At 42.1% G+C, this 25,084-nt stretch carries 26 protein-coding genes and 1 tRNA gene; 16 read left to right on the top strand and 11 right to left on the bottom strand.

The annotated features are described in order from the left end of the window. Positions 1-5 precede the first annotated feature (5 nt). The 4 genes from L6773_RS01385 to L6773_RS01370 all read right to left on the bottom strand — a co-directional run bounded on the left by L6773_RS01385 (position 6) and on the right by L6773_RS01370 (position 3,112). Positions 6-1,061, bottom strand: a complete 1,056-nt coding sequence (locus tag L6773_RS01385) for an efflux RND transporter periplasmic adaptor subunit (protein ID WP_237852045.1) — start codon at positions 1,059-1,061, stop codon at positions 6-8. A gap of 85 nt (positions 1,062-1,146) precedes the next feature. Next, positions 1,147-1,521, bottom strand: a complete 375-nt coding sequence (locus tag L6773_RS01380) for a hypothetical protein (protein WP_237852044.1) — start codon at positions 1,519-1,521, stop codon at positions 1,147-1,149. 179 nt (positions 1,522-1,700) lie between these two features. Then, positions 1,701-2,507: an anti-sigma factor gene (locus tag L6773_RS01375; protein WP_237852043.1), complete on the bottom strand. Its 807-nt coding sequence runs from the start codon at positions 2,505-2,507 to the stop codon at positions 1,701-1,703. Then, entirely contained in the window at positions 2,504-3,112 is a 609-nt protein-coding gene (locus L6773_RS01370; RefSeq protein ID WP_237852042.1) for a sigma-70 family RNA polymerase sigma factor, read from the bottom strand. The genes L6773_RS01375 and L6773_RS01370 overlap by 4 nt, the downstream gene beginning before the upstream one ends. A 417-nt stretch (positions 3,113-3,529) precedes the next feature. On the opposite strand from L6773_RS01370, the gene L6773_RS01365 reads away from it, so the two are divergent. From L6773_RS01365 to L6773_RS01340, 6 genes are all read left to right on the top strand, one after another. Continuing rightward, a complete protein-coding gene (locus L6773_RS01365) occupies positions 3,530-4,375 on the top strand; it encodes an enoyl-ACP reductase FabI (RefSeq protein WP_237852041.1) in 846 nt (281 codons plus the stop codon). Between the two features lie 90 nt (positions 4,376-4,465). Beyond that, positions 4,466-5,041 carry a crossover junction endodeoxyribonuclease RuvC gene (gene ruvC, locus L6773_RS01360; RefSeq protein ID WP_237852040.1) on the top strand — a complete coding sequence of 192 codons (576 nt, stop codon included), beginning with the start codon at positions 4,466-4,468 and terminating at the stop codon, positions 5,039-5,041. A 379-nt stretch (positions 5,042-5,420) separates the two neighbouring features. Next, positions 5,421-6,011, top strand: a complete 591-nt coding sequence (ruvA, locus tag L6773_RS01355; protein WP_237852039.1) for a Holliday junction branch migration protein RuvA — start codon at positions 5,421-5,423, stop codon at positions 6,009-6,011. 84 nt (positions 6,012-6,095) lie between these two features. Next, positions 6,096-6,773 (top strand): response regulator transcription factor, encoded by a 678-nt coding sequence (locus tag L6773_RS01350; protein ID WP_237852038.1) that lies wholly within the window; start codon positions 6,096-6,098, stop codon positions 6,771-6,773. After that, positions 6,770-7,852: a sensor histidine kinase gene (locus tag L6773_RS01345; RefSeq protein WP_237852037.1), complete on the top strand. Its 1,083-nt coding sequence runs from the start codon at positions 6,770-6,772 to the stop codon at positions 7,850-7,852. Before L6773_RS01350 ends, L6773_RS01345 begins: the two co-directional genes overlap by 4 nt. Positions 7,853-8,008: 156 nt before the next feature. Continuing rightward, entirely contained in the window at positions 8,009-9,115 is a 1,107-nt protein-coding gene (locus L6773_RS01340) for a mannose-1-phosphate guanylyltransferase (protein ID WP_237852036.1), read from the top strand. A gap of 203 nt (positions 9,116-9,318) precedes the next feature. On the opposite strand, the gene L6773_RS01335 is transcribed toward L6773_RS01340, so the two are convergent. The 3 genes from L6773_RS01335 to L6773_RS01325 are packed head-to-tail and all read right to left on the bottom strand — an operon-like array spanning position 9,319 to position 11,132. Beyond that, on the bottom strand, positions 9,319-10,077 hold the full coding sequence (locus L6773_RS01335) for an MBL fold metallo-hydrolase (RefSeq protein ID WP_237852035.1): 759 nt from the start codon (positions 10,075-10,077) through the stop codon (positions 9,319-9,321). Between the two features lie 11 nt (positions 10,078-10,088). After that, complete coding sequence (locus L6773_RS01330) at positions 10,089-10,376, bottom strand: hypothetical protein (protein WP_237852034.1); 288 nt, start codon at positions 10,374-10,376, stop codon at positions 10,089-10,091. 3 nt (positions 10,377-10,379) lie between these two features. Further along, on the bottom strand, positions 10,380-11,132 hold the full coding sequence (locus L6773_RS01325) for a hypothetical protein (RefSeq protein WP_237852033.1): 753 nt from the start codon (positions 11,130-11,132) through the stop codon (positions 10,380-10,382). Positions 11,133-11,189: 57 nt separating this feature from the next. On the opposite strand from L6773_RS01325, the gene L6773_RS01320 reads away from it, so the two are divergent. From L6773_RS01320 to L6773_RS01280, 10 genes are all read left to right on the top strand, one after another. Continuing rightward, positions 11,190-11,732 (top strand): glutathione peroxidase, encoded by a 543-nt coding sequence (locus L6773_RS01320; RefSeq protein WP_304622104.1) that lies wholly within the window; start codon positions 11,190-11,192, stop codon positions 11,730-11,732. Between the two features lie 251 nt (positions 11,733-11,983). Then, a tRNA-Asp gene (locus tag L6773_RS01315) sits at positions 11,984-12,057 on the top strand. A 15-nt stretch (positions 12,058-12,072) separates the two neighbouring features. Next, positions 12,073-12,348: a GIY-YIG nuclease family protein gene (locus tag L6773_RS21635; RefSeq protein WP_369430981.1), complete on the top strand. Its 276-nt coding sequence runs from the start codon at positions 12,073-12,075 to the stop codon at positions 12,346-12,348. A gap of 404 nt (positions 12,349-12,752) precedes the next feature. Further along, complete coding sequence (locus L6773_RS01310) at positions 12,753-13,010, top strand: transposase (protein WP_237852032.1); 258 nt, start codon at positions 12,753-12,755, stop codon at positions 13,008-13,010. A 986-nt stretch (positions 13,011-13,996) separates the two neighbouring features. Beyond that, positions 13,997-14,461, top strand: a complete 465-nt coding sequence (tnpA, locus tag L6773_RS01305) for an IS200/IS605 family transposase (protein ID WP_237852031.1) — start codon at positions 13,997-13,999, stop codon at positions 14,459-14,461. A 306-nt stretch (positions 14,462-14,767) separates the two neighbouring features. Next, entirely contained in the window at positions 14,768-14,965 is a 198-nt protein-coding gene (locus L6773_RS01300) for a hypothetical protein (RefSeq protein WP_237852030.1), read from the top strand. Between the two features lie 284 nt (positions 14,966-15,249). Beyond that, positions 15,250-15,450 carry a DUF433 domain-containing protein gene (locus tag L6773_RS01295; protein WP_237852029.1) on the top strand — a complete coding sequence of 67 codons (201 nt, stop codon included), beginning with the start codon at positions 15,250-15,252 and terminating at the stop codon, positions 15,448-15,450. 44 nt (positions 15,451-15,494) lie between these two features. Continuing rightward, entirely contained in the window at positions 15,495-15,848 is a 354-nt protein-coding gene (locus L6773_RS01290) for a PIN-like domain-containing protein (protein ID WP_237852028.1), read from the top strand. A gap of 138 nt (positions 15,849-15,986) precedes the next feature. After that, positions 15,987-17,072: a Fic family protein gene (locus tag L6773_RS01285; protein WP_237852027.1), complete on the top strand. Its 1,086-nt coding sequence runs from the start codon at positions 15,987-15,989 to the stop codon at positions 17,070-17,072. A gap of 6 nt (positions 17,073-17,078) precedes the next feature. Continuing rightward, entirely contained in the window at positions 17,079-17,354 is a 276-nt protein-coding gene (locus tag L6773_RS01280; protein ID WP_237852026.1) for a type I restriction-modification enzyme R subunit C-terminal domain-containing protein, read from the top strand. A 362-nt stretch (positions 17,355-17,716) separates the two neighbouring features. Here L6773_RS01280 and L6773_RS01275 read toward each other — a convergent pair whose 3' ends face one another. From L6773_RS01275 to L6773_RS01260, 4 genes are all read right to left on the bottom strand, one after another. Next, positions 17,717-18,907, bottom strand: a complete 1,191-nt coding sequence (locus L6773_RS01275) for an efflux RND transporter periplasmic adaptor subunit (protein ID WP_237852025.1) — start codon at positions 18,905-18,907, stop codon at positions 17,717-17,719. Positions 18,908-18,910: 3 nt separating this feature from the next. Then, the gene (locus L6773_RS01270) at positions 18,911-21,274 is read right to left on the bottom strand and encodes an ABC transporter permease (protein ID WP_237852024.1); all 2,364 of its coding nucleotides are present in this window, start codon (positions 21,272-21,274) and stop codon (positions 18,911-18,913) included. Between the two features lie 4 nt (positions 21,275-21,278). Then, entirely contained in the window at positions 21,279-21,938 is a 660-nt protein-coding gene (locus tag L6773_RS01265; RefSeq protein ID WP_369431058.1) for an ABC transporter ATP-binding protein, read from the bottom strand. 468 nt (positions 21,939-22,406) lie between these two features. Further along, positions 22,407-24,827 (bottom strand): Ig-like domain-containing protein, encoded by a 2,421-nt coding sequence (locus L6773_RS01260; protein ID WP_237852022.1) that lies wholly within the window; start codon positions 24,825-24,827, stop codon positions 22,407-22,409. Positions 24,828-25,084: the final 257 nt, after the last annotated feature.

Below are 25,084 nucleotides of genomic sequence, written 5' to 3'. Positions count from 1 at the left end.
CCGCCTTAGAGACTTTCAATAACGCTGACCTTCGAGCTGTCTTGCAGGCTTCCCTGGCCGATGGTTACCACCATTTCGCCATCTTCCAATCCATTTATGATCTCCACGTTTGAGCCGTTCGTATACCCGGTTTGAATCTCTTTCTTGAAGGCGAGCGAATCTTTAATCACATAGACACTTTCAGCGAGGTCCTCTGAAATTACGGCCGATTTTGGAATCATACGGGTGTTTTCGCGAGTATCGTACACAATTTTTACACGGCCAAACATCCCGGGACGAAGCATATCGCGAGTCTCATCCACATAGATGGTGACTTTGAATGTCCCGGTTTCGGAATCCACCACAGGACTGATTCGCTCTACATGGCCCACAAACGTTTCATTGGGAAGTGCATCCACACGAAGTTCAGCCCGCTGATCGTTTCGGATTTTTGCCATCTCGTGTTCAGGGATATGAAGAACAGCTTGTAGTGGCGAAAAATCGGTTACTCGATACATCTGTTGATCCGTGCCGATCATGTTCCCGGCCTTCACAAAGCGTTCTGAAATAACGCCGCTGATTGGAGAGCGAACGGATGTGTACTCAAGGTTGAGAGCTGCCAGATCGTAAGTGGCTTTTTGAGATTCATATTCATACTGTGAATTTTGAAATGCTTCAGCAGAAATCAACTCTCGTTCAAAAAGCTCCTTGTTTCGTTGAAAATCATTGTATAAACGGTCGAGAGTAGCTTTTGCCCGGTCAGCCTCAATTTGATACTGTTCATCTTCAATTTTGGCAATCACCTGCCCGGCCTGAACTCGGTCACCCTCCTCTACATAGAGTTCTTCAATTATTCCGCGAACTTTTGAAACAACGGTGGCTTCCTGTTCGGCTTCGAGAGTAGCTGTGTTGGAGTAGTAAGCAGAAATATCCCCCCGGCTCACATTACTCACTTCAACCGGGATGGTAGGAGTATCGTCTTCGGGATTTTCCGTCATCTCTTCGCCGCCATTACAGGCTTGGAGAGTGACCAGGATTAGGGATAGAAAAAATAGATGAAGATGAGGGCTAAAAGATTTCATAAGAGCTTTGACCGTTATTAATTAGCAACGGTTTTCTCTACGAGATGTCTACATCGATTGTTGCGGAAGGTTGTACCCAAAAAATTTATACAGATATATCTTCAATATCTAAAGAAGCCTGTTTATAATCGGTAAGCAAACTGACAACGATCATGAGAACTCCCATTGTGATGTAAAAGATACGGGCCGTTTCATAAAGCCCTACCACAAAAGGCAGTAGAAGAACGAGGGGGCCTGCAACTGTTTCAACCCAACCGTGTGTTTTAATCGGAATGAGTTTGGCAAAGCCGAGAGAGAAATCTGTAAGAAAGGTCATCAACAGGTAAATCGCCGCCAAGAGGTAGGAGATTATGGCGGATAAACCTTCAAGTCCCAATAAAAGAGGGGCTGTGAGAAAAATAACTACAGTCAGATAATCTAAATAACCGTGAAAACGGGGTGTAAGTACTTTTATATCCATAACTAACGGTATAAAACTTATTGAATCTTCTGTTTAATAGTGATCCAGAAGCGACGGCAGTTTGACAGAAGTCCTTTGCCCAAGACATCCCTTATGGGACAAGTGTCACGACTTCGTTAAATAATTTCGGATGATCCGGGGATCATGGAATCCCGGAAAACTTGGGGTTCGTAAAATTATTACTGTTGTTCGCCAAGTAAGAACATATCACCGGTGGGCTGTGGAACACCTCCTTTCGGTTCAAGAGTAACTGCAAATGTGTTTGATTCTTCCGAAGGTTCTTCATTCAGTTGTTCAACCCGGAAAAAGAGATCGGTTGAAGGCCGTTCAAAATTAAATACACCGGCACTGATAGGATTTTGTCCAGCTTTTATCAGCCACAATTGATAATCTTTATCTTGTGGCGGTGCCGGCAGATTGGCCAATTGCAGAACAGCTTCTCCCTGGTCAGGATCCCAAATTATTTTTCCATACCCTTCGGGGCTGGGGTCCAGTCCATTCATGTTTACAAGCGTAACTTCCCGCCCGGAAAGAACGGTTAAAAGCTGTTCCTGCCGATCGAGCTGACTTTGTAATTCTGTTATTTGTGATTGCTGGAAATCAACAGTTTCAGACAGGTCAAATGTCACGTATGCAAAAGTCAGTGATGCAATCAAAAAGATAGCTGCGGCCGCCTGGTATGCCCATATTGGTATAATGTTCGTTGAACCGGCCTTGAGATCAGGTTCATCAGGTTGGGACTTTTCATTTTCACCCGTAATTGCAGCCATGATGTTCTCTTCAACTTCCAGTGAAGGAGAGGTCGGCTCAGATGCGAGGGCGAGCTCATCACGAATTTCCATCATATCCTCAAACAGTTGAATCTGTTCGGGGGTGGCATCACGAAGCATCTCCTCAAACTGGCGGTTTTCTCTGTCCGTCAGTGCATCCAACACATAGCCGGCGCAAAGAGCTTCAAAATCGTTATGTTGTTCTTCATTTGTCATTTTTGATCGTCGGGTACAAGCATGTCTCGGAGTTTTATCATTCCCTGCCTCATTCGGTATTTAACCGTTCCAAGAGGAATCTCCAGTTTGTCTGAAATTTCGGATTGACTCATTCCATTAAAATAGGAGACATAAAGCACCTTTCGTTCTTTTTCACTGAGTTGATTGAGTGCATTACGCACAATTTTTGCCCGTTCGGCAAACTCCATCTCCTCATGTGGATTGTTGAACTCACCTTCAAGCGTTAACGTAAAATCGTTAATGATGTGATCCTCTTTTTCAGAATCTTTGAACGCCCGGGAGCGGGTTCTGTCAATTGCCTTGTTACGGGCCATAGTAACTAAAAAGGTATAAACCTTTCCTCTCGAGGCATCAAACTGGTCGGCATTCTCCCATGTCTGGGTAAAGACCTCCTGCAGGCAGTCTTCGGCCTCCTCCCGGTTTTTTAAAATGGATACAATCAAACCGAAAAGAAGATTTTTATACTTGTTGTATAAGAGCTTCATAGCGGTTGTATCCCCGTTTTGAATTCGCTGCATCCATTCCTCTTCCTCATCGGAATGTTTTGCAAATGCGATAAAAGTTACCAGCCAGTAGAGGATCACTTGCTATTGATATATACGTAAAGTTTAAACCAACCGGATTGGCTGGCCTAAGTTAATATGAGTTCCAAATAATAATTTTGTATAACGTTAGTTTAAGTCGAAAACACATTCAAATTCCCTGAAGGTTCGGGGCAGGATAATTCGAGGGGAATACACACGCGAAATTACGCCTGTCTACCGCAGCTTTAGGACAGGCAGGCTCAATTTGGCGTAAAGATTTAGTTTATTCATTATTATCCCAAACGGACATCAGTTTAATGAATTAAACATACATCAAGTTCTATTCTATCCCAAGCAATACGATTTTCTTTTCATCGATAACCACAAAAGAAGTAACCAAATTTTTCAATTTCGATGTGATAGCCGAAGGTGTTATTTTCAGATTAAATTAGTATTAATCTTTTAACTGCTTGATGAATGTCTGAACAACAAGGATACGGATTACTTAAAGGAAAAAAGGGGATAATTTTTGGTGCTTTGGATAAGCGGAGTATTGCCTGGAGAATAGCATTGGCCTGCAAGCGAGAAGGGGCCGATTTTGTACTCTCCAATGCACCGATTGCACTTCGTTTGGGAGCCCTTGATGAACTTTCCGAAAAAACAGACGCAAAAATATTACCCTGCGATGTGAGTAAAGAGGAGGAAGTTGAAGGTCTGATGAAGGAGACCAAAGAGGAGTTGGGTAGCGTTGATTTTATACTTCATGCAATCGGAATGTCTCCCAATGTTCGAAAGAAAATAGATTATAAAAACCTGAACTATGATTGGTACAACGATACTCTCGATATTTCCGCAATATCACTCCACAAAGTTCTGCATTTTGCTGAAAAAACAGAGCTGTTGAACAATGGTGCGAGTATTGTGGCTCTCTCATATATTGGGGCGCAGCGTATTTTCTCCAAATATTCTGATATGAACGATGCCAAAGCACTTTTAGAGAGTATCGCACGGAATTATGGAAGCCGCCTTGCCGATCGCGGAATTCGGGTCAATACCGTTTCACAAGCACCGACAAAGACCTCTGCGGGAACGGGAATTAAAGGATTTGACGGCATGTATACCTTTGCCGATAAAATTGCACCGCTTGGAAATCCCACTGCGGATGAATGCGCAGACTACTGCGTGACTCTGTTTTCCGACCTGACCCGAAAAGTGACCATGCAAAACCTCTACCATGATGGTGGTTTTGTAACCTCCGGTATCTCTGAAGAGATGATTGACGGACTTGTGAAGCTTTATGCGGAAGAAGACGACAGTGAATAATGAATAAAGAACAAGGAATTCAGAATTTCGAAGGCATTCAGTTCATCATTCGTTATTCCTTGTTCGATATTCGATGTTCAAAAGATCATTATGTCTAAAAAAATCCTCGGTGTCGATCCCGGTTCACGTGCTACAGGTTATGCTGTATTGGTTCAGGAGAATACATCCTATTCGGTAGAGGTTTGTGATGTTCTTCGAATGACAAAGATGGATAGCCACAATGACCGGCTCCAATATATTTTTGAAGAGATCACCAAATTGATCAAAAAGCATCAACCGGATGAATGTGCGGTAGAAACACCTGTTTACGGGGTTGACCCGCTGGCAATGTTAAAACTGGGTCGGGCTCAAGCAGCCGCAATTTTAGCCATAACCAACCAGGGGATTCCGGTAGCAGAGTATTATCCCAAAATGGTGAAAAAGGCAATTACCGGAAACGGAAATGCCAGCAAGCAGCAGGTTGCATTTATGTTGGATAAAATGTTGAATATGCCGGAAGGAAAGTTATCACAGGATGCAACGGATGCCCTGTCGGTGGCGTGGTGCCATTTTACACATGCGGACAGAAATCAGAACCAAACCGGGTCAAAAAAGATGCACCAAAACAACAGCAAGTCCAGCTGGGCACAGTTTGTAGAGGATAATCCGGGGCGGGTGAAAGGATAGAGAAAGACTGATAGCGCGAGCGTCTCGCTCGTTCTTTCTTTACTCGTTGCGAAGGTCCACCTTCGCAACGGTACACCGGAAGCTCTGCTTCCACTTGATGATGCGAACCCAAAAATAAATGGAAGCTGGAGCTTCACCGCAGAGAATACGAAGCAAGAGCTTCGGAATGAGTAAGAATGTAGATGCGCCCCGAAACGTCAGGGTGCCCCTATTGAGAGCACGAGCGAGTCAACTATGCTTAAGCTTCGTTGACCAAGAACGCTCGCGCTATTCTTGGATAAGTCATCGGGTGACTTATATGTTGTTAAATGAATTTTAAATATTAGGGTCGCTGAGTCATCCGATGACTCATGGCTGATTCAAATCAATCAAAAAATTTATGATCGCTTATCTCAACGGAATACTTCAACAGAAAACAGAAGATGAGTGTATCATTGATGTAAATGGTGTTGGGTATCGGGTTGAAATCTCAACCCAAACACTGGAAACGCTGCCCGAAAAAGGAGGGAAATTGAAGCTCCTGATCTATCACCACATCACCGATAATGATCAGCGATTATTTGGTTTTGCATCAAACAAAGAAAAGAATCTTTTTGAACGGTTGATTACAGTAAAAGGGATTGGACCTAAACTTGGATTAACGACTTTATCAGGTATGCCGGCTCCGGCGCTGATGGAAGCAATTGTTACGCAAGATATCAAAACACTTTCTACAATTTCCGGAATTGGAAAGAAAACTGCGGAGAGAATGGTGTTGGAATTGAAAGATAAGTTGTTTGATGAATCTCAACCATCTGTTGTATCCGGTTCAATTGAAACGAGAAGTAAACGTGAGGAAGCTGTCTCGGCCCTTGAAGCGTTAGGGTTCTCGAAGAAGCAGGCCAGTCAGGCTGTAAATCAAATTTCAGGGAAAAAACCAAAGGCTACAGTTTCAGAAATTGTGAAAGAAGCACTGACTACGCTTAAATGATAATATTGTCTTAATCTTTATTCGTTATTTTAGTAGGGTTGAGCCATTAGTTTCCAATGAATCGAAATAAAACATTGACATATTTTGTCTAAACAAACCATTCTTGTAGTTGACGACGAACAGGACCTTTTAGATCTCATAGAATACAATCTTCGTCAAGAGGGTTACAATGTTCTAAAGGCCGAAAATGGTGCAGACGGTATTCAAATGGCTAAAGAGCATATGCCCGATTTGGTATTGCTCGATATCATGATGCCCCAGATGGACGGAATTGAAGTGTGTGACCGAATGCGAGAGGATTCTACGTTGTCGCATATTCCAATCATTTTTCTTACCGCGCGAAGTGATGAAAAAACGGAGATAGAAGGTCTCAACAAGGGCGCTGATGATTTTATCACAAAACCGATTAGTACAACCAAATTGGTATCGAGGATTAAGGCTGTTCTCCGCCGGTTTGAGGAAACCGAGGAAAAAGTTCAGAAATTAAGTGTTCATGATCTCGAAATTGACAAAGACCGCTACATTGTAACACGCGGTGACGAGGAGTTTCAGCTTCCGCGGAAAGAGTTCGAACTTCTTTATTACCTGGCCAGTAAAAGAGGAAAAGTTCGCGACCGGCAAACTCTGCTCAATAAAGTTTGGGGGGATAACATCTATGTGGTAGACCGCACCGTAGATGTGCATGTTAGAAAAATCAGAGAAAAACTGGGAGATCATTATATTGAGACTGTAAAAGGTGTCGGTTACAGGTTTAAAGAATGAGCTCATCTGACTCAAAAAAAAGATTATTTTCCTCCATATCGATCAGAACAGCATTTCCCTCTGCGCTGATTCTGGCCGTGATTATTTCTGCATTTCTGTTTCTTTTTACCTCTCTGCCGGTTTTACAACTCATTGGCTTGGGAGCGGCCGTTTTCATGCTCAGTTTTTTAACGGTTTATACGATATCGGTTCGACTACATAAAAAACGGATTGAGACACTCTACAAGATTGTCAAGAATATCTCACGGAAAAAGTTCAAAGATTACAACAGCAATCCCGAAGTTGTAAAAGATGAGCTGGACCTGTTAATGCAGCGATCTGTCCGCGCGAGCGATACGGTTAGCAAGGAGCTCACCCGGCTCAATAAAATTGAAAACTACCGAAAGGAGTTTATCGGTGATATCTCTCATGAATTGAAAACACCGATTTTTGCGATCCAGGGATTTATTGAAACGCTTTTGAATGGTGCGGTACATGATGATAATGTAAATGAGGTATTTCTGAAGAAGACGATGCGGAATGTGAATCGTCTTATTTATCTAACCAACGACCTGATGGAAATTTCTCGGCTGGAAACGGGTGAGCTCAAGTCGAACATCAAGGATATGTATTTGAGAGATGTGGTTTTGGATGTGGTGGAAAGTCTTCAGTACAAGGCACAGAAAGAGAATATTGAAATCCGGGTGAAGGATTTTGATAAGAATATCCAGGTACGGGCAGATCGAAACCAGGTGAAACAGGTACTTATCAATCTCATTGAAAACGGCATGAAGTACAATAAACCGGGAGGTTTTGTGGAGATTGGAGTTACCGATTACAAAAAGAAGAAAGATAAGTTGTTACTATATGTGAAAGACACCGGCATTGGGATTGAGAAAGAAGATTTGAAGCGTGTAACAGAACGATTTTTCAGGGTTGACAAATCGCGCTCCCGGGAAAAAGGGGGAACAGGACTTGGGCTTGCAATCGTGAAACATATTGTGGAAGCTCATGGAGAGAAGCTATTTATCGAAAGCTCACCGGAAGAGGGCTCAACGTTTAGCATCACACTGACGCAGACGAGTCCCGTTTTGGTTTGATTTTGTTTTGACTACCTTTCTTTACTATGCGTGCTGAATGATTATTGAGCGAAGCACCGAATTTGTAAGGATTAACTATCGATAAGGTTTACAGTTTGCCACAGAGTTGCGGAATAGAAATGTTCTATAAAATCCTCTGTGCCTCCGTGGCAAATTATGGAAGATTTAATTATAAATTATTCAAGAATGGTATATGCAGTGATTATGGCCGGAGGAGTAGGGACGCGCTTTTGGCCGAAAAGCAGAAAATCAAATCCCAAACAATTTCTGAATCTTTTTGGAGAAACTTCCATGATTCAACAAACCGCAGAGAGACTACAGGGTTTTGTTGAAGAGAAACAAGTGGTAGTAGTTACCAATAAAGATTATGTGAGTCTCGTAGAAAAACAGCTTCCTTCCATTGAGCCGATGAATATCATTGGTGAGCCCGTTGCCAGGAATACAGCACCCTGTATTGCTTCGGCGGCGGCATTGTTAAACAAAAAAGATCCCGAGTCGGTGATGATTGTTCTCCCGGCTGATCACAGGATTGGAAGTCCCAATGAGTTCAAACGAGTTTTAGAAACCGCCGTTGAGACTGCAAAAACTCAAGAAAGTTTGGTTACAATCGGTATTAAACCGAACCGTCCGGAAACGGGGTATGGTTATATTCATCGGGAGAGCGATATAGAAATGAAAAATTTAAATCACCCGGTATACAGAGTTCAGGAATTCACTGAGAAACCAGACCAGGAGACGGCACAAGATTTTTTTGAATCAGGTGATTACTTGTGGAACAGCGGAATCTTTATTTGGAAAACAAGTACTATCCTGGACGCTTTTAAAAAGCATCTGCCTAAGATTTTTACTGAATCAGAAAAGCTTAAAAAATCAGATTTCAAAACAGAAGATGTTCGCCGGTTTTATGAAGCATGTCCACCCATCTCCATCGATTACGGAATTATGGAGAAAGCTGAGAAAGTACATGTGATTCCCGGTGATTTTGACTGGAATGATGTTGGAAGCTGGACGGCCGTTCATGAGTTGTCGGATAAAGAATCAGAGGAGAATTCCACAGTTAAGGGAAAGGCTGTATATGTAAATTCATCCGGAAATTATATCTCCACAAATGGAAAAAAACTAGTGGCTTTTGCCGGTGTGGATAATGTAGCCCTGGTAGAAACTGATGATGCCATTTTGGTCGTGAATCTCGACCAGGCACAGGATGTGAAGGAGATAGTTGAAAAGTTGAAGGAGAACGAGGATACGAAGAAGTATCTTTGATGAAAGTACAACGGGCAGCTTGCACGTTACTTCGTCCTTTTGATTCTACTGCTGCTTAGAGTGCATTGCAAAAAATATCGATCTACAACTGGTTCAAGTTTGTAACTTGGACCCATTACGCCCGCACAAGATACAAACTTGCGATAGTCGTGAGAGATAAGGAATTGAGGTTTTGAAGCCTCGGACGGGCTGTCAGGCGTACTTTAGACTTCAATTTCAAGCTGATCGTATGCGAGCCGGATATGATCGGGAAGCTTCTCATTAGTTTCTGCATGGTTCACATACGAATTCATGTGGATCAGGTAAGTTTTAGGAGCTCCAATCTCGTTGGCTATCTCAACCGCTTCGGGAATCGTCATGTGAGTGGGATGTTGCGGCCCCCATCGCAATCCGCTTAAAACAAGAACTTTACTTCCCTTAATTTTATCTTTTGTGGAATCGGGGATCTCTTTCACATCTGTCATGTAAGAAAAATCGTTAACCCGGAAACCGAGAACATCAATGTCTCCGTGATTATAGGGGAGAGGAGTAATTCTTAAATCCTGAAATGTTTCGGGAGTATCGATGACCTCCATACTGAGAGAAGTGGAGCCCGGATATTTTTTTTCACCAAACATATAGTCGAACCGTGTTCGGATGGAGTCGATTGCCCGTTGTGAAGTGAGAAGAGGGATCGGGTTTTGTTGTGCATAGTTATATGAACGGAGGTCGTCAAGACCGGCGATATGATCCATATGCTCATGCGTAATGAGCACGAGATCTATTCTTCGAATGTTTGAGCGGATCGATTGAATTCGAAATTCCGGTCCCACATCAATTACAATAGAAGACTGATCTGTTTCAAGCCAAACGGAACATCGTGTGCGCTGATTTCTTGGATCATTCCCAATCTCTTCGCGGCCAAAACCTCCCGCTACAGGAACGCCCATTGATGTCCCGGTTCCGAGAAACGTACATTTCATCTCATTCAGAGTTACGATTCATCTTCTATTTGATCAAACTTATCGAGCCGTTCCCAGATTTTTTCCAGCTCTTTTCGTACTGCCGGCTTTATATAGAGTGTATCCGGGCCAATATGATCGATCACTTTTGCCAGGATTACAGTCTGTGATTCTACCGGCCGGTTTTTATTGATTACCACCAGTTTTTCACCTTCCATAATGCATTGATCTCCCCGAAATGTTCCCCGCTCTTTGCGAATTGTAAATCCTCCCCGTTCACATAAACTTTCAAGTTCAAGAAGCAGCTTTTCAATCTTCATAAATTAAAACGCATATCCGATGGTTATGGAGTGCGAAGTATAATCATAATCGTAATCATTATTGTTTGAATTCTCATCGATTTTATAGGATCGATAGTCGAAGTGATAACCGATGGAGAGCGCGTTTGAGCCAAAAAGGTCGTCAATAAAGAGAAACCCTTTCCCATCCATCCGAAAAAGGTTTCCACCAAAAAGTTGGCCCTGGGAAAAACTGAACCCGTAATTGGGAGTGGCTTTAAGGTTAAAACTAATTTTTTCTCCCAACTTGAAAATCGTTGATAATCCGGATCCAAGGGAGAGAGAACTCTGCTGAAATTCAGCATTTGAATTATTTCTTTGAACCTGCAATAGATCTGAGCTTATTTGCAGAGGCAGTAGCAGCATGAATGACTCTGACCGCGTAATTCTAAAGTTGTTAAAAAGGCGCCCGCTTACGTTCACATAAGAGGTATTGTTCATACCTGTTATAGATCCTCCAAAACCCAGGCTCAGATCCAGTCCCTGGCTTTCAAATCTAAAACGTAGTATGCTGTCATTAAAATTGAGAAGCTCGCTTTCATCAACAATATTACCGGTATAAGAAAATTCACCAACCTCCCAACTTAAACCGATCATCGTAAACAGTTCAATTCCTCGATCTCGTTCTGGTCGGTCTTCTTCTATTGAAAACATCTGAGCTTGACTGGCAATAGGTAAAAGCATGTAAATGATAGCCAGTAGAGTGGGCAGGGAAATAAATTTTAAATAATATTTCATCTTTGGAATGATATGGTGCCTGAAAGTAGTTAACCTTAAAAATAGTTCGAACGTCTTATGAAAACAATACTTCTACTACTTACTTGGATTTCAGTTTTTATGACTACTAATGAACGTGTAGAAACCGTTTATCAATATGAATTAAATACAATTAATGGTGAAAACATTTCCTTATCTGATTATGAAGGAGAACTTTTGCTTATTGTAAATACCGCTTCAGAATGTGGATTTACACCCCAATATGAAGGACTTCAAGAGTTATACGAAACTTATTCCGACCAGGGATTAGAAATTTTAGGTTTTCCTGCGAATAACTTTGGTGGGCAGGAACCGGGATCGGATGAGGAGATTGCTCAGTTTTGTGAATTAAATTATGGGGTTACATTCCCTATGTTTTCAAAAGTTTCAGTTAAGGGTGAGGACCAACACCCACTGTTTGAGTATCTAACGACTGCAGAGAATCCTGATTTTAAAGGAGAAATTTCGTGGAATTTTGAAAAATTTTTAATTGACAGGAACGGAAATGTTGTAAGAAGATTTAAGAGTAGAGTAGAACCTATGAGTGGTGAGTTGACCAACGCTGTCACAGAATACTTATAAGAAGTTTTCCTTACATACATCCCATCCCGATAAAGGGCTCCGGCTGATCCTGGAGCCCTTATTTTTTTGTATATAAATAAAGAATCTTTGTTGACTTCGTGCGTATAAGGTCTTTATATTTGAGTCTGTCAACATTTTGACATATTGGTCCGGTAGTTTCCCGAAGAATCGGGATTAGAACGCCTGTCCCGAGGCGGCGGGAAGGTCGCGAGTTCGGCGACCGGATAACATTACAAAGAAATTGACATATTGGTCCGGTAGTTCAGCTGGTTAGAACGCCTGCCTGTCACGCAGGAGGTCGCGAGTTCGAATCTCGTCCGGATCGCTTTAAAGGCTGCTCATGCTCATCATGTGCAGCCTTTTTTATTATCTAGGTGTTTCTACTCAAAGAGAGATTATAATGCATTATCGATACATCATATACAGTGAAAAGAGAGACAACTATTATTCAGGTCAAACCAAGAATGTTGACAATAGAGTAGATAAGCATAATAAGGGGCACTCACTTGCCACCAGAGGAGGTGAACCCTGGAAGCTAAAGAAGGTCATTGAGTTTGAAATTAAGTCGGAGGCAATAAAGGCCGAGAACTGGATAAAGAGGATGAAGAGTCATTGAACAAATTATTGCTGATGAAATAAATATAAAGGAAATGATCTCTGATTAGAACGCCTCGGGATCCGGATCGCTTTTCATAAGCCCTGACTCATATAGAGCTAAGGGCTTTTTTATTTGCATTGGTACAGAAATAGGTACAGGAATAAGGCTATAATCAAGCTTGTCTATACTATTTTGGTCTTCCATTGGGAAGAATTATGCTAAATTACAGTATACATTAAATGAATTTAGGTTTCAGCAAATCCAGTTTACAGCTATAGCTCCATTAATTCTTATCGAACAAGAGAGTTGCTAAGCAATTGAATTAAACTAAAAGTTTTGGTCAAAAAATTCGCTTTGACGTAAGTGTAAGCTTATCAGAAAGTTAGCCATTTGAAAGTAGAGAAAAACTTTACTTTTGAACGATGAAAAAATCACGTTTTAGCGAATCCCAGATTATATCCATTCTCAACAAACAGGAACTGAAGGTTCGAGATATTTGTCGAGAACACCGAATCAGTGATTCGATCTTTTACAACTGGAAAGCCAGGTATGGAGGACTTAGTGTAAGTGAGCTGGCCCGGATCAAAGAACTTAAAGCAGAGAATGCCCGGCTCAAAAGCAACTATGCTGATCTAAGTTTGGTTCACCATGCCCTGAAAGATGCAGTAGAAAAAAGCTGAAAGTTCTGAGATCAAAAGAGAGATGGTAACCCTCATGCGGGATGAGCATCAGGTGAACTTTAAAAAGAGAAGTCAAATGATTGAAAGCGAAATAAGAGTAGTAAGAACCAGTCAAAAAAATATCTGGTAATTTGTTCTCATCGTAGGTGCAGGAAGCGTTTGGGTGATATGGTTTATGCCCCCTTTAGCATACTGCGCCTAACGGCGCAGCCCTTCATAAAGCTTACGTTTTTGTACAAAGATACTGCTCCGCTGGAGCAGTTTTACGTCCCTTCAGAGAAGCTATGTTTGTTGACAAAGAAAGATACCCCAAACCCTTTACCGTAGCGGGGCATTATGGTTGTTTAATGAAGAAGAAAGCACACCATCCTGTGCCCCGGAGTGGGCACCATATTTGTAAAAAACAGAGAAGCGTCCCGTCCAGCTTGCCCCGTCTGGGGCAATACAATCATAACAAAAGAGAAATACCCCAAAGTGATGCCAGGGATAAACTCGCCAAAGTGTTGGCCGGAATGAATCCCTTAGGGAGTTCGGCTTATGAGCTACTCACAACGATTGTTGTTCCCCTTCATAAAAAAAAGCGGGAGTATGGCATAGTCTTGTAAACCGTTTAACATGTCGCACCTCCGGCGCGGCGGTTGTTTTGGTTCTATTGGTTTTACAAATCTGCTGCTCCTGACGGAGCAGGTTTATTGCCAGGAACAGTGTTTGTAGTACCGGAAGAGTTTGGCAACCATGCATCCACCCGTCATGGGCGATATGGTTGTAACACAGTAGAGTTGTTTCCCTCGTCGGTGCAGGAGGTGTTTAGGAATGGGGTTGACATAAATTATGCCCCGTATGGGGCATCATGTTTGTAAAAACAGAGAAGCGCCCCGTTCGACTTGCCCCGTGAGGGGCAGTACATAGAAAGGCTCAAAAAATGTTTTGTAAGGAATCCGGTTCTAACCGCTCTTACTACTAAAAGCAACAAAAGAAAGAGCGCTATGGCTAACACTTACACACAACTTTATATCCAATTCGTTTTTGCAGTACAAAACAGAATCAGCCTCATCAGGCCGGAATGGGAAGAAATGCTATACAGATACATGACCGGTATCATCCAAAACAAATCCCACAAAATGATTGCCATTAACGGTATGCCTGATCATATTCACATGTTTATCGGGTTTGAGCCTGTAGATCACATGTCGGAACTCATCAAAGTAGTAAAAGGCGAATCATCGAAATGGATCAGAAAAAAAGGATTTGTGAAAGGACGCTTTAACTGGCAGTCTGGATACGGAGCTTTTTCATACAGCCGAAGCCATATCGACCGGGTATATCATTATATCCACAACCAAGAGGAACATCACAAAAAGAAGACCTTTCGTGAAGAATACATCGAACTGCTTGAAAAGTTTGATGTTGAGTATGATGAGCGATATATCTTTCAGCCTGTTGAGTATTGATTTTTTGCAGCAATCAAAGGCATGCATTCACATATTGCACCTAACGGCGCAATACTTCACAAGCCTCGGCTTTTTTACAAATATATTGCTCCGCTGGAGCAGAGGGAAATCTGAGTGGCAATATCGCATGGCAGCCCGTCCCATCAGGAACGATATGTTTGTAAAAAGCAGAAATCTTTTTTAAAAAGTTTACCCCGTGAGGGGCAATATGTTCAGGGTGCTAAATTTTCTACAGTAGAATAAGCATGTGCAATCCATGTTTATTTATTTCCGTTATATTCAGAAAACGTTTAGTAAAAATTCTATATGTCCACCGACTTCGAAACCATAGAGCCACAATTAGGTAAAGGGATCTATTCCATTCCGGATGCCGCGGCTATTTTAAATATGCCGATGGGTAAAGTGCGCCGGTGGTTAAACAAATATTGGGAGTTGGAATTCTTGCAAGACGTTGGTGAGGGATATACCTGGGGAGAGAAGCGGGAAAAGCTTTTCATTTCCTAACTCTAATAGAAATAATAGCTGTCGACTCTTTCCGGGAGATAGGAGTAAGCTTTCCAAAAATCAAATTGGCTCATGCGAAACTCTCGGAAATGCTGGAAACCCGATATCCATTTGCACATGCCGAATTGATGACGGATGGTAAGCGAATCTTCTATAAATTGTTAGATACCTCGTAATTAGAAGTTGACGAAAAACAGCAATTATCATTTGAAAAGCTTGTAGCTCCCTATTGCAAAAAAATAGATTTTCAGGATAAGACTCATCTTGCTGAACGCTTCTGGCCGTTGGGTAAAGATCATCAAATCTTGGTCGATCCGCATCACAGTTTTGGTCAGCCGGTTATCAAAGGGACAAATACAACAGTTGAAACCATTTACAGTATGCTGAATGCCGGAGAGTCTCCTGAATTTGTAGCTTCTATTTATGATCTGAACCTGAATGCAGTAGAGGATGTCCTATCGTTCATGAAGCGTAATGCTGCATGAAGTTTTATGTGGATGAGAATATAACGCCAAACATAGCTTAGGCTTTGGCCATTCTTCAAAATCCACGAGTTGATGAACAAATTGAAGTTTTTACTATTCGTGACGAAATTGGAAAGGGTACACCAGATGAAAAATGGATCCCGGAAGTAGCGGCTGAAGATGGTATCGTGATCACACAAGATCTAAGCATCCACAGGGTTCGCCAGCAGAGAGACTTATACAGGCAACATGGACTTGGAGTCGTGTTCTTTAAACCACCCAAAAATGGATATCAATATTGGGATTTAGTTGAATTCTATATCAAAAGGTGGAAGGCGGTTAAAGGCGAGGTTAAGAAATTGAAAAAGCCATTTGCACTTATCGTAACTCCCAGATCAGCTAAACCTGAAAGACTGTAATTAATTTTATATCCCATTTTCAGAATGTTCATATGTAAAAATGACAAACTTTTCTTTACACGTTTTATTTATATGTAAAGAAATTCGCGATTTTTTTACATATACTGTTTGATATGTAAAAATCTAAGCAAATTTTTTATGTCAGATGAACCGAAAGAGTGGGAATGGAGTCCGCTACCACCTAAAATAGAGTTAGAAACACCTGAGGTGCTCAAGAAAGCCCTGGAAGCTCAGCAGTATTTGTCAGAGTTAAAGGGTATTTCTCAAACTATTCCCAATCAGGGCATTTTATTAAATACGTTGCCTATCCAGGAAGCAAGGGATTCCTCTGAAATCGAAAATATTGTAACAACCAGTGATGCGCTTTATAAAGCGGATGTAGAAAAGGAGAAAAAAATTGATCAAACGACGAAAGAGGTACAACGGTATGCCTTTGCACTCCACGAGGGATTGAGCCGGGTATTAAAAGATGGATTGATTACGATCAAGGATATTCTCGCCATTCAGGAGCGATTGGAAGACAATGATGCCGGGCTGCGTTCTCTTCCGGGCACAACGTTAACCAATCCTTCAACGGGCGAAATTGTCTTCAAGCCGCCACAGCACAAAGAGATCATTATTGATGCGCTGAAGAACCTGGAAACCTATATAAATGATGATTCAATCTCGAATGTGCATCCACTTATAAAAATGGCGGTTATCCATTTTCAGTTTGAAAGTATTCACCCATTTTATGACGGAAACGGCAGGACAGGCCGAATTATCAATATGCTGTATCTGGTCCAAAAAAATCTGTTAGACATTCCCGTACTTTATCTGAGTCGTTATATCGTTCAAACAAAGCCACAGTACTATGAGCTTCTGCAGAAAGTCAGAACAGATCAGGATTGGGAAAGCTGGATTCTGTATATGTTGGAAGGGGTGGCTCAAACCTCAAAGGGAACCATAGCGGACATCATCAATATCCGCGAACAGATGATGCAGGCTAAGCATCAAATTCGAAAGCAGTTTTCATTTTATAGCCAGGATCTGATTAACCATATTTTCAGGCATCCCTATACAAAGATTAATCATCTAAAAGAGGATTTAAGGATCAGTCGGCCAACGGCAACGAAATACCTGGATGAACTCTCCGGCGCCGGGTTTTTAGATAAGGTTAAACAAGGTAGAGACAATTATTATATTAACAGTAAGCTATTGGTGGTATTAACGGGGGAAAAGTAGAGACGCATGTCAAATTGCAAATTTCTTGATCGCGAAGCGGTTGTAAAAGAGTTTAGTCAGTTTTTACAGGACAACCAGCTTAGCTCTAATCAGATTCAGTTTATAAACCAGATGATTGAATTCTACACCCTGAAAGGACACCTTGAGATCGCTAACCTCTATGAACCACCTTTTGATTTTATAGATCAAGAAGGTATTGACGGCGTATTCCGAGATCAAAGTAACGTGGTAGATCTGCTGATTGGGAAAGTGAAGAAGTTGAATGAGATTAAGGTTGGGTGATATTGTTCTATAGTATCTTTTAGATTTTATTCTAAGTTAGAAAGAATCGGATAAAAACTGATTAATTTCTGATTCATCTCTTATAGTAATATTGTGAATTGTCTTATTCAGGTGGGGATCTTTCTTCATAAAACCAATACAATTCAGGTGTATATCTATAGCTTGTAGTTGCGTTTTATTGCAGTATCCACAGTTAGCAATGTCAATGATTCGGGAAGGTCGCGAGTTAGAATTTCATTCGTATCGCTATCACTAAGCCCTAGATTGTTAACGAGTTAAGGGCTTTTAATTAGGATCGCGGACAGTTAAATTGTTTATATCCTTCAATTGACTCATATAACCCTCCATATCTCGTTTTGCTATTAGTTTCGAATCTTTACTTTAACTCCATCCTCAATACGTTCATCAGGATGAGTGATTACATCCTCTCCGATCTGTAGTCCATCTATAATCTGGGTTTGTAGTCCGCTTTGATGACCGGTATCCACATTTCGAAAGTGAGCCTTGCCATTTTCAACAACAAAAAGTGACCACTGATCCCCCTCTGTTCGGAAAAGAGAAGAAGAGGGTACCTGTATCACTTCATCATCCTGCCAGATGATAAATTCTGCTACGACCCGGTAGCCATCGCCAAGCTGCTTCCATTGTTCATGTTGCGATAGAATATCAACAATAACCGGTACGCGTTGCTCTTCAACACCCAAAGCAGATATTCGGGTATATCCCGATGGCTCTACAACTTGTACACTTCCATCAAGGATTTGATTAGAACCCCATCGTTTTATTCGCACACTTGAGCCACGGTTGATTTGCACAGCATCTGTCGAAAGTAGATCTATCTTTATTTCTAAGGAGTAGGGATCGCCGATCTCCAAAATCGGTGTTCCCGCCTGAACGGTCCCCTCACTTATATGATGAATTTTCAGGAGTCGACCTTGAACCGGCGAGTCTATTGAAATCTGTTCTTGTCCTCCCGATTTTTGAAAAGCCTGAAGTGCTGAGGTTGCCGCTCTCACTTCATGCTCAGCTACTCGTACAGAGAATTCTGCTGATGCGAGTTGTGTTGCTGCCCTCCGTGCCGAAATCCGGTAATTATCTAATCCCTGCTCGCTTCCTATTCCCGATTCGAAAAGGTTTTGAATGCGTTGTAGTTCTACATCGGCGAACTGCTTTTCTTCTTGTGCAAGGTTTAGGTTTTCTTTTGTCTGCTGAAGACGTGCCTTTGCTGCCTCAAGTTGAGCCTCGGCAACTTCACGCTGACGTGCACTAATAAGGTCCGGTACCGGCTGAATCTGGAATAGTTTTTGACCGACTCTGACTGAATCGCCAACCTCATGTTGTATTCGCAAAAGATAACCGGTCACCGGGGCGGAAATGGTATAACGGTCCGTGACACGTGTAATGCCTTCCTCTTCAATGGTCACTTCCAGTGGTGCATCCCGCACTTGCTCAATAGACACCGGAACAGGCGATGGCAAGAATCCCCAAACAATTATAAAAATAGTGATGACAACGAATATGGATATATAAATCTGTTTTTTCGTGATTTTCATACTCTACTCCCTTGTTTTTAGCACTCCGATTAAGTCGAGTCGATTCAGTTTTCTGCGGACGAACAAACCTGACAGCAATGCAGAAAAAATCACAATCACAGCCGCCAGGGTATACGTGGCACGGGAAATATTCATAGGGATGCGATATAATTCAGTTTGCATCGACCAGACGATAAACCATGTAAGTGCCCAACCCAGCAAAAATCCGATTGGAATTGCCAGTAACACCAATACAGCCAGCTCGCCCAGCAATATGTAGGAAATCTCACCCCTGGTGAATCCAAGAACCCGAAGGCTTGCCAGCTCGCGACTACGTTCAGAAAGAGATATTCGGGCGTTATTATAAACAACACTAAAAGCCGTAGCCCCGGCAAAAAGAGATATAAACAATGACATGATAAGCCAAGTTTGTGCCGTAGATTCGTAAAACCGATCAATTATTTTTTGTTTTGATATGATCTCTCCCACAAAAGGACTATCGGTTAATTCTTTAGTAATTTCATCTTCATAGCTTTTATTAACTAACAGGTAGGCGCCGTTTACAACATGCCGCTCTGGTAGTAATTTGCTCAGTTCCTCGATGTTCATGTATCCATTAAGACCAATAAACTGGTTGATAAAACCTGTAACTTTAATTCCAGTAGTTCGACGGCTCCCATCAAGAAATTCTACGGTTAAAGTATCGCCTGTTTCGATGTTTAAGATCTCTCCGAGTTTTTCCGTAAGCAGGAGTCCGGCTTGTGGAATTTCTACCGGCTGCTCTTGAGTGTTAAGAATTTTTCGAAGCTTCATGTTTTGAGGATATCCCTGGATAGCTGTTAGATGATTTCGGTGTTCATAAGTGAATCGAACAGGTACACCGCGATACGCCTCGCCGTAATAAACGCCGGGCATTCGAACTATCTCCATCAATGCGTGGTCTGATATGCTCTCCCGAAATGAAACACCAAGGTCGAAGGGCTGGCTTTGCCGGAAATCTACTTCGATCAGATATTTCACGGAATCGTTACTCATGCGCCCAACAATCATCAATGCAGCTGCAAACGCTACACCCAAAACGCCAAAGGCAATTTTTACGCGTTGACGGCCGATTTGCCGCAACACCATTTTTGTGGGTTGATCCAAAAATCGAGCAGCGCCCAGCTTTTCCAGTAAACTGCGGTGATAGAGTTTGGGTGGTTCGGGGCGCATCGCTTCAGCAGGGGGGAAGGTTACCGCTTCCTTAACTGAAAAAAAGACACCACTGTACGCTGCCGCTGCACTAATGACCGATGCTGCAAGCACATCCCAGGGATTGATTACAAAATTGAGATATGGAAACCGGTAGTAACTTGCATAGAGTGCAGAGAGTTCTTGCCCCAGGTAATATCCAAGAATTACGCCGCCGATCAAGCCAATAATGACGATTACCGAAACCATTAAGAGATAATGAAGTCCAATCTCTTGGTTACTGTATCCAAAAGCTTTCAGAATGCCGATCTGCTCTCGCTGGGTTCTGATCAACCTACCGACGACCACATTCAGCAAAAAAGCGGCTACAGCAATAAAAATAGTTGGAATAATCGTAGCTGTTTTACTGAGCTGATTCAGCTCTTCAGTAATAAAAAAGTGGGAGTTCTGGTCTTCCCTGGCGATACCTCCCAGTCCGCCATGAGGTTCCAGAATTTGATCTAATTGAGTGATTACATCTTGAGTATTGGCCTCCCTGGTCACGGACAATACTACATTATTAAATGCACCCTCCATATCATATGCAGCGGCAAGTGGCGCTCTTCTCATCCATAGGATCCCGAAGCGTTTTAAATCCGGTGATAAACTGCCTGGCTGCCCCTGGTAAATAAATTCCGGGGTGAGACCAATACCTACAATGATAAGCTTCTTCTCTTTTCCATTAATGACTGTTTTTAACTGATCCCCTGCTGTAAACCCGTGCTCTTCCGCAAAGCCGTCTCCTAAAATAATTTCATTATCCACATAGGGAGTGGGCAAACGTCCTTCTCGAAGATAGAGGCTGTTCAGAATGGGTTCACGTTCATCAGGAAGTGAAATAATCATTCCTGTAACTGTTTCATCAAAACCGGGTACTTCAAGGTTCAGGCCTGATTGAACACGGGTTTCAACACGGTTCACTCCCTCAATTTCACGAATTTGTATTGCCACGTGGTTGGGGGCTCGTTTCAGGGAAGCAAAAATGTTTGCAAAATAGTAATCCTGGTAATACGATTGTTGGGTTTCCTTCAGGGAATCCAGAGTACTCAAAAATGTGATATACGTTGCAGCGCCGCAGGTAATCATCAATGCGATTACAAAAACCATTCCCCACATATTGGAGATATCGCGCACTAATTTTCGATTGATTGTTCGCATATCATTACCATGTCATTTGATCCGGGGATATCTTCTTTTCATTCCTCTCAATGTTTGATATCCTGCCGTCATGCAGATTAATAATTCTATCTGCCATACCACCAATCACTACGTTGTGTGTGATCAATACCGTTGCCGTGCCTAAACTTTGGTTCACTTTCTGTAGAGCTTTAAGGACTACGATCCCTGTTTTGGAATCCAGGGCACCGGTGGGTTCATCACAGAGGAGTACATCGGGATTTTTAGCCACAGCCCGGGCGATAGCTATTCGCTGCTGCTCGCCTCCCGATAATTGTGCGGGAAAATGGTCCATTCGATCTCCCAGATCTACCAAGGTAAGAGCTTCCTCCGGAGTCATGGGGTTTTCAGCTATTTCTGTTACGATCGCTACGTTTTCTCGGGCAGTGAGGCTCGGTATCAGATTATAGAACTGAAAAACAAACCCTACACTCAAACGACGAAAGTTTGTGAGCTCTTTCTCTGATGCATGAGTGAGCTCAATATCACGGTATGTTACCCGACCTCCGCTTGCTGTATCCAATCCCCCCAAAATATTGACAAGAGTAGATTTACCACTGCCCGATGCGCCTAATAACACAACAATCTCATTGCTAAAAATTTCCAAGTCAATCCCTCGTAAGGCTTGTACTTGAACCTCTCCCATTTGATATACTTTCGTCAATCCTTTAGCTGAAAAAATCGGTACATTAGATTCTAATGAGGGCAAGATAATGGCCTTTTCTATAATATTAGCCAGCTTGTTCGCTTAATATTGTAAGATATTCCCTTAATCTATTTTCCAATTTTCCCTACAATATTTAGTGTCTTTTTCATCGGCCCATCAAATCCGCTTTTTATAATTTGTCCTTCCATAGCATCCATTCCTTGCTGTCGGGTTTCACGCGGACCTAAATCTCATTGCTATCTAAATGCATTGATTTTTAAAAATTGTGGTGTGTAACAATTAACGGGAAGGGTGAGCCAATTCTTATTTTTTTTGGAATTATTGATTCCATGTATGGCGTCATTATCATACCTTTGCCAATTTTTAATCCTCACTCTTCGTTACCGGGAGGCTTTAGCTTTGCTTGTGAAGATTTTTCTTAATTCAAATCGGATTGGAATTAGATGTTTATTTCGCCAGCAACATCTTCTCAACTTTCATTCCCTGATCCGTCACCATCCTGTAAAAATACACGCCGGATGAAAGCCCACCGGCATTAAATGGAATTTCGTAATAACCTACTGCAAACTCCTCATCAACGATAGTTTGAATCAAAGATCCAACAGAATTGAAGACATCCAACCGAACGCGTGATTGTTGAGGAATCACAATCGGGATTTGTGTTTGGTTGTTATATGGATTGGGAAAATTATTACCAAGAGTCAGTTCACCTTCAGAAAAGAGGAACTCGATTTCAATTTCGCTGCTAAGTGTGAGTCCTTCCGCTGAGACACTGTACTCAACAACTTCTTCGGTATTACTGGTGATTGAAAATTTTGCCGTTCCTGATGCATCTGTATTGGTTTGGGAAGGTGATATTGAAGAAGAACCTCCCTCGGCTTCAATGATAACATCTGCGTCGGCAACGGGATCGCCATTGCTGTCTTGTACAAAAACGGTGACAATACCTTGCTGTATCCCTGTTGCCAGGACCCGATCTCTCGATAATGTAACTTCTGAATTTGAAGCACTGATATCTGTAGTGGTGATCTCCCTGACATTAGAATTCTCACTTTGTGTGGTTTCGGCACCGGTTCGTACTCGGTAGTAATAATCGGTTCCGGGTACCAGGTCATCTACCAGGAAAGTAGTTCCGTTTCCAACATTCCAATCTTCATACTCGTTGATGAAAGAACTGAAATTCGGATCTGTGGACAGATCCAAAAAATAGCGTTCGGCTGCAGGTACCTCAGACCATCGGGCCGTAAAGGAGACAGCATTCACTGATGCGGGAAACAGTGCTTGTGGTTTCTGAAGTTCCAGTGTTGTAAACTGTTTGATATCTCCGTAACCAATTCCTGCAGCATTAGATGCATAAGCCTGCACATAATAACTGCTATTTTGATCGAGGCCCGTAAGTTCATATTCAAATGGACCTGTTCCCAAACCTGTATTTTGGCACTCTCCATTCAAAGCCGGGTTATCATCGAAACTCCAGCAAATTCCACGTTGCGAAACATTAGCACCGCCATCAGAGGTTACGTTCCCTCCAACAGTTGCAAGTGAATATGAGATATTTGATACAGCTGCCGTTGATACAACAGGCGCGTCAATGTCTACCGAAGGTGTCCTGTAGTTTTCAATTGCGTGACGAAGCTCGTTCATGCTTCTGGCATTGTCTGCGGGTGCAAATTCTCCCTCATAAGAACCTGTGGGAACTCCCTGGTAAGAAATGTCCGGATTAGAAAAGTAGTTTACGGTAGCTGCACCTTCGGCATACGTCATGACAGATACATACTCAACGGCATTTGTTCCAACCCATCGCCATCCGGTTGAGTAAGGAAATACTCCGCCACCGCTGCCTGCCGGAGAACCATTTTGGTTTCTGCTGTGCGCATTCCCAAAATTATGACCCATTTCGTGTGCATGTGTCCTGCCGGCGGCTTGCTGAACTCGCGATATTGAAAACCCATATCGTGGTAATCCATTCGGATTGTTAATGACCCATGCAATGCCTCCCACATCCGTAACATTCGTAAAAAGTGCAACAAGGTCTGCCGAGTAGTTGTTTCTTATCTGGTGTACTTCATCCAGGTAACCTTCATTTTCTTCTCCCCAGGGGTTGAATGTGGGGGAGGCCGTCAGTCTTTTTAAATCAGTATAAGAATCGCCAGATTCTTCATACTCAACCAACTGAGTATGGGCTAATTGGAATTCAACATTCACATTTGAATTGTCTGCAGCAAGTTGAGCGGTGGCCATCGACTGGTTGATGATGTTTTGGATTCCACTCGAATTTACATTTGCCCAATTCATCGCAGACGGAGTGTAAACTATTAAAACATCGATGACAGATGGACCGTGATCTTGTGAAGGTTCAACAACCTGTTTTTGAGAAGATCCGCTTTGAACATTCATATCGTGATCTTGCCCGCATTCAAGCTCATCAGTTTGATGAGGATCTTTCTCAACTAAAATGTGCTCATCCAGAGCCTGGGAATATCGAATTTCAAAATAGGAATGCTCTGTTGATACTTTGATCGATGAAATGGCTTTGCCTGTTGAGGGCGAATAGGAGAGGACAAATGAATTGAGTGAACGACCGTTGATATTACCGATAGCCGACCACCCACCGGTTTTATGATTTATTACACGCTTAATATCGACATCAAAAATACGATCCTTAGTGCCTTGAAATGAAATCAAATCTGTCTCACCGGATTGAATTGTTTGCAAAATGGACCGGTTAAACTCAATCGAAACAGATTCTAGATCCCCAACTTGCTTTGCGAATTGATTGGAATCTAACGGCTCGGCAATTTCAAAAAGGCGGGGTGATCGATCCTGTGAAAATAGTGTATGCGTAAAGGCGAAAAACCAAAATTGCAAGAGAAGAACTATGTAAATATATAATCGAAAAGGTTTGATGGTAAATCGGTCAGATTGAATGTTTAAAATTGCGCTCTCTATAGTAACGAGTATATACGAAAGCTATTGAATGTATAGTAATAATTACAAATAAAGATTTATCGGCGTTACAGTATATCTGTTATACAAGAATTCGAAATTTATGTCGTTTTGTACCATTCAAACAGCTCATTTAATATTTGCTGAGAAAGCCCTATTATAATAAGTCTCTGGAAAGT

Source organism: Rhodohalobacter sulfatireducens (genome assembly GCF_022012475.1).
GTDB classification, from domain to species: Bacteria; Bacteroidota; Rhodothermia; order Balneolales; family Balneolaceae; genus Rhodohalobacter; species Rhodohalobacter sulfatireducens.
Note: the sequence above shows the minus strand (reverse complement) of the source record. Positions and strands in the feature narration are given on the sequence as shown.